This window comes from Phenylobacterium sp., assembly GCF_030697925.1.
Taxonomy (GTDB): Bacteria; Pseudomonadota; Alphaproteobacteria; order Caulobacterales; family Caulobacteraceae; genus Phenylobacterium.
In genome coordinates, this window is record NZ_JAUYOJ010000112.1 from 1 (window position 1) to 4,683 (window position 4,683).

The following is a 4,683-nucleotide window of genomic DNA, read 5'->3' on the forward strand; positions in this document are numbered from 1 at the left end:
GATTCCACAAGCCCTCTGGCGCCTGGTGGGCGGCCGACGAGCGCCTGTTCCACCGTTTCGCCGTTCGGCCACGTTATCGCACCCGTAGCCTCCTCCTGGTCGGCTTGGGACTGGCCGGCCTGGCGGGCCTGTCGCTCTTGCTACGGCGGCGCGGCGCAACGTCGACACCCGACCTGGCGCGCGAGGCCAGCTAGCCTCCAGGCGCAATGCGCTGCTGAAGACCTCGAACTGACGGGACAGCGCCCCAGACCCCCGGAGCCATCCCCGCGTGCGACGTTCGTACCGCAGGCGAGTTCGCTGGACGGTCTACCGACCAACGGCAGCCGTCGAGAGGCGGACGGGCCCGTCGCCGCAGCGCCGCAACACCCACTTACGGCCGGAGTCGCTGCACGACGTCGTCGCTAGGTGAAAGCCGCCGGACGACGACGCGGGAGAAGCATAAGGTACGCGCGCTTCCCATCAGTGTTGTTTCATCGCGCGCTTGCATCGTCAGCCGCACGACCACCCGCTCAAGCGCCCCGGCGCGCTGATCGGTAACTCGATGCAGGCCTGCTTCGTACACGACACGCTGGCCAAGAGTGGCGCGAGCTCAAGAGCCTTGATCATCTTCATACGATATCGTACTAGTTAGTTCGAGTTCGTAGTTCTTGGGGTGACGACATGATCGAAATCGATGCGGTTCTCGCCGGCGGCCCGGCCGATTTCACGGAAGCGCGACGGCTCGTGCTCAGCGGCACGCACCAGGACATGGGTCAACATCTCGCCACCCTGGGCGCGGCTCACTACGGGTCGCGCCCCGCCCCGGCCCCGGACGCGGCCCTGGTGCGCGCCCGTCGGGCCTGGTTCGAGGAACATTGGCCGGCTCAGGCCGAGCGAATGCGCGGAGCGGCGATCGCCTTCGGCGTGGACTACGAGGACGACAGCGTCGATCTCGGCGCGGTTCCCTATCTCATGTCGCTGGGTGGCTGTTCCGTCGCCTGGCACCCGCCAGGCCGCACCATCGACGGCCACGGACGCCTCAGCCGAAACTACGACTTCAGCACCGGCACGCTGGCGCAATTCGTCGCCGGCCTGTTCGCCACGGCGAATGGCGCCGCCGCGACGCCGATACCGGCCTCGACTCCGGAACAGCTGGCGATGACGGCGCGGCCCCATGTGATCGAGTGCTATCCCGACACCGGCCACGCCACCCTGCTGGTCCGCGCCTACGACCTGCTCGGCGGCTGCCTCGACGGGGTCAACAGCGCCGGCCTGACAGTCGCCCTGCTGGCCGACCTCGACGCCAGCGGCGCGCCCCCGAGTTGGGGCGTGCGCGTCGGGCTCAACGAGCTGGAGCTTGGTCACTTCCTGCTCGAGACCTGCGCCACCGTCGAAGAGGCGTTGGAGGCGCTGGCGAGCATCGAGCACTACGCCGCCTCGCTCGGCTGTCACTACATCCTCGGCGACCGCGGCGGGGCGTCGGCGGTGTGGGAGCCGTTTGCGCCGGGACGGGCGGCCGTCGTGGCCGGCGCCGAAGCGCCCCTGGTGGTGACCAACCACCAGCTGACCCGGTTCCCCTCCGTCGCCGAGCTGCCGGACACCGCCGGCGAAGGTGACACCTATCGACGGATGCGGGTGCTGACCGAGCTCACCTCCGAGGGATCGCTGACACCGGCGCAGATCGCCGCGGCCGCCGCGGCGGTGCGCTTTCCCGCGGCGCCGGATTCGATGATCAGGACGCTGTGGAACGCACAATACGACGTCGAGGCCCTCACCCTGGACATCGACTTCTATCTCCACGATCAAGGCGACGCGCCGAGGTACTCGCCGCGGCTCCGGTTGGCGCTCGATCCTGCCCCCATCGCCGCAGGGCGGGCCGCCGCCTGAAATCGGGCTCGTCAGCGCCGCGCCGAACGGATAGGTCACCGGCATGATCGAAGGCGCGGCCAAGCACACGTCTCTGTTCGACCTGTGGCTGGTCTCGCACCGGGTGCGGAGAGCGGTCGACGAGCGGCTGGCCGACACCGGGCTCAGCGGCGACGACTTTGCGATGTACAGCCTGTGCGTCGTGCAGGGTCCGACCACGCCGACGCGCCTGGCCCAGTGGGTCGGAATGCGGCCGAGCACGCTGACCGCCTACATCTCGCGGATGGACGCCCGTGGTCATCTGAAGCGGATCCCCAACCCCGCGGACGGGCGATCGTTCCTGGTCGAGCTGACGCCAGAAGGGCGGGAGGCCTTCGAGAGGGCGAGCGCGAACTATCTCACCCTCGTCGCCGACGTCGAACGCCACCTGCCGATCCCGGTGGACTCGTTGCGCCAAGCCATCGCTCAGCTCGATCGCGCCGTGCAAGCGGCCGGGCAGAAGCCGGCCTGAACCGAGCCCATCGCACGCTGGGTCGGCCGAGCCTCTTCAACCGAGAGCCTGTCGCGCCAGCCCGGGCTTCGCGGAAGCGCGAACTCCAGGACCTGGCCGACCATGTCCCAGCGGGTTTCCTGCAATTTCGGCGACTGAAACTGTCTCCGCATCGAAAGTCGGCTCGACCGTGTTGAGCGAAAGTCGATGGGAGTCGGCCATCCACGCAAGCATGGATGGTTAAGGGAGCGCCATCAGCGTGGTGACGGCGCATTGCCAGCCGGCAGATCGGGTTCTTGACGACCTATCTCATCTCGAAATCAGTCAGGACCGGCTCCATGACGCAAGCGTAGTACTCCTGCACCGTCCAGGGCATGTTCACCCCGGATCGACCATGTTCGTTCAGGTAATAGCTTCCGGCCCCGCGACCGCCCCAGATAAGCGGGGTCATGGCTTCGTCGAGGCGGGCGTTGTAGTCGCGGAAGACGTCCTCCCGGACATCCACCGAGTCCGCACCCCTTTCGATCATGGCGGTCACGATCTTCAGGATGTAGCAGGCGCAGGTGTCGGCCCAGCCGTGGAAGCCGCCCGCACGGGCTTGGCCGTTCGGCCCATAGAACATGAAGAAGTTCGGAAACCCTGGCATGGTCATGCCCAAGTAGGCCCGCGCACCGTCGGCAGCCCAAAGGTCGTTCGGCGTACGGCCGTGCCGTCCCACATACCTCGCGGGCCAGAGGTAGTGGGAAGTCTTGAAGCCCGAGCCCAGGACGATCATGTCGACGGCGTGCGTCTGGCCGTCACGTGTGACGACGGCGTCCTCGGTGATCCTGGCGATCGGCTCGCTGACCAGGGCGACACTCGGCTGCAACAGGGCGTCGTACCAGCCATTGTCGATCACCAGTCGCCGCGCGGCCGGCGGATAGCTCGGCCGGCATTTCTCGATGAGGTCGGGGCGATCGGCGAATTTCTCTTCGAGGTGGTTTTCGAGGAAGGCCTTCAACAGGTCGTTGCGCTCATTGACGCCGCCGCCGGCGCCCTCCCAGTCGGCGTCCAGAACCTGCAACGGCTCGATCTGTAGGTCGGTCAGGAAGGCCGCGTAGCAGAACCAGTTCCAGTAGTAGGGCATGTTGTTCAACAGCCACCGCTGCTCGGCGGTGACCGGGTCGCGATAGGCCTCCACCGGCAAGACCCAGTTGGGCGTGCGCTGGAAGACGGCGAGACTGGCGGCGTCGCGGGCGAGCCTGGGCATCAGCTGGGCGCCGCTGGAGCCCGTCCCGATCAGAGCGATGTGCTTGTCCTTGAAGTTGTAGCCGTGGTCCCAGCTCGTGGTGTGAAAGACCTTGCCCTTAAAGGTCTCGATGCCTTCGATCTCCGGAAGGTTTGGAGTGCTGAAAAGACCGCTGGCGCTCACCAGGATCTTCGTGGTGGCGGTTCGCTCGCGTCCGTCGGGTCCCCGTAGGGTAAGCGCCCACTGCTGGCGGTCCTCGTCCCAGTTTCCCTCGGTGAGTTCGGTATTCAGCCTGATGAAGTCCCTGAGGCCATACTTGTCGACGATGTACTCGAGATAGGCTTTGATCTCCGGCTGGGCTGCGAAGGCCCCCTGCCAGGGATAGTTCTTCTCGAATTTGAACTGGTAGACGAAATTGCTGACGTCGACGCGGGCCTCCGGATAGTCGTTCAAATGCCAGGTGCCGCCGATCCCAGCCTGACGCTCGAGGATCTCGAAGGGTATTCCCAACGCCTTGAGCCTGATGGCGGCTGACAGCGCGCTGATACCGGCTCCGATGATCGTCACCTTATATCGGGCAAGCACCTGGGGACTGGGAGCGTGCGTCCAGGCGAGGGTCCTGGGCATGTCCTCGAACGCCAGCTCCTCGAACGCCAGACGCGCGGCCGAGAGACTTTCGGCCGGAGCTCCGAATATGGCGAGCAGGCTTTGGGTCTCCTGGAGCGTCGGCTGCGGCGCAGGCGTGGCCGGGCCGCGGCGCAGATAGGCGAGCGCCTTCGCCTTGACGATCGACCGCTCCTCTCGGGCGAGGGCCGGGATGAACATCGCCCCGCCCCGGATAGGCCTCGGCTCCGCGCGCATCTCCGCCAAGTCCGGATCGCCTGTCTGCTGGTAGAGCGCCATGCGCAAGGCGTTGAGGTTGGCCTGGTCGAGAGCCGCGGCAATCAACGCCTCGTCGGTCCACGACGTCTCGACCGCGGAACGGCTCGTCGTTGGGGTCATGATATTTCCTCGTCTCGGAGAGCTGCCGGAGCCCGCATCAGGGGCGACGATTGAACACTTGAATCGACATTTGCGTCATACTATCGTCCGTATTGTTGGCTGTCCAGTCGGAGGGCCG

General features: G+C 66.4%; 4 protein-coding genes. 3 read left to right on the top strand and 1 reads right to left on the bottom strand.

Annotation, left to right across the window (positions count from 1 at the left end):
• From Q8Q88_RS10705 to Q8Q88_RS10715, 3 genes are all read left to right on the top strand, one after another.
• A partial coding sequence (locus Q8Q88_RS10705; protein WP_305675182.1) for a hypothetical protein occupies positions 1 to 194 on the top strand: 194 nt, incomplete at its 5' end.
• A gap of 466 nt (positions 195 to 660) precedes the next feature.
• A complete protein-coding gene (locus Q8Q88_RS10710) occupies positions 661 to 1,866 on the top strand; it encodes a C45 family peptidase (RefSeq protein WP_305675183.1) in 1,206 nt (401 codons plus the stop codon).
• A 43-nt stretch (positions 1,867 to 1,909) separates the two neighbouring features.
• Entirely contained in the window at positions 1,910 to 2,356 is a 447-nt protein-coding gene (locus Q8Q88_RS10715; protein ID WP_305675184.1) for a MarR family winged helix-turn-helix transcriptional regulator, read from the top strand.
• Between the two features lie 283 nt (positions 2,357 to 2,639).
• On the opposite strand, the gene Q8Q88_RS10720 is transcribed toward Q8Q88_RS10715, so the two are convergent.
• On the bottom strand, positions 2,640 to 4,565 hold the full coding sequence (locus Q8Q88_RS10720) for an NAD(P)/FAD-dependent oxidoreductase (protein ID WP_305675185.1): 1,926 nt from the start codon (positions 4,563 to 4,565) through the stop codon (positions 2,640 to 2,642).
• Positions 4,566 to 4,683: the final 118 nt, after the last annotated feature.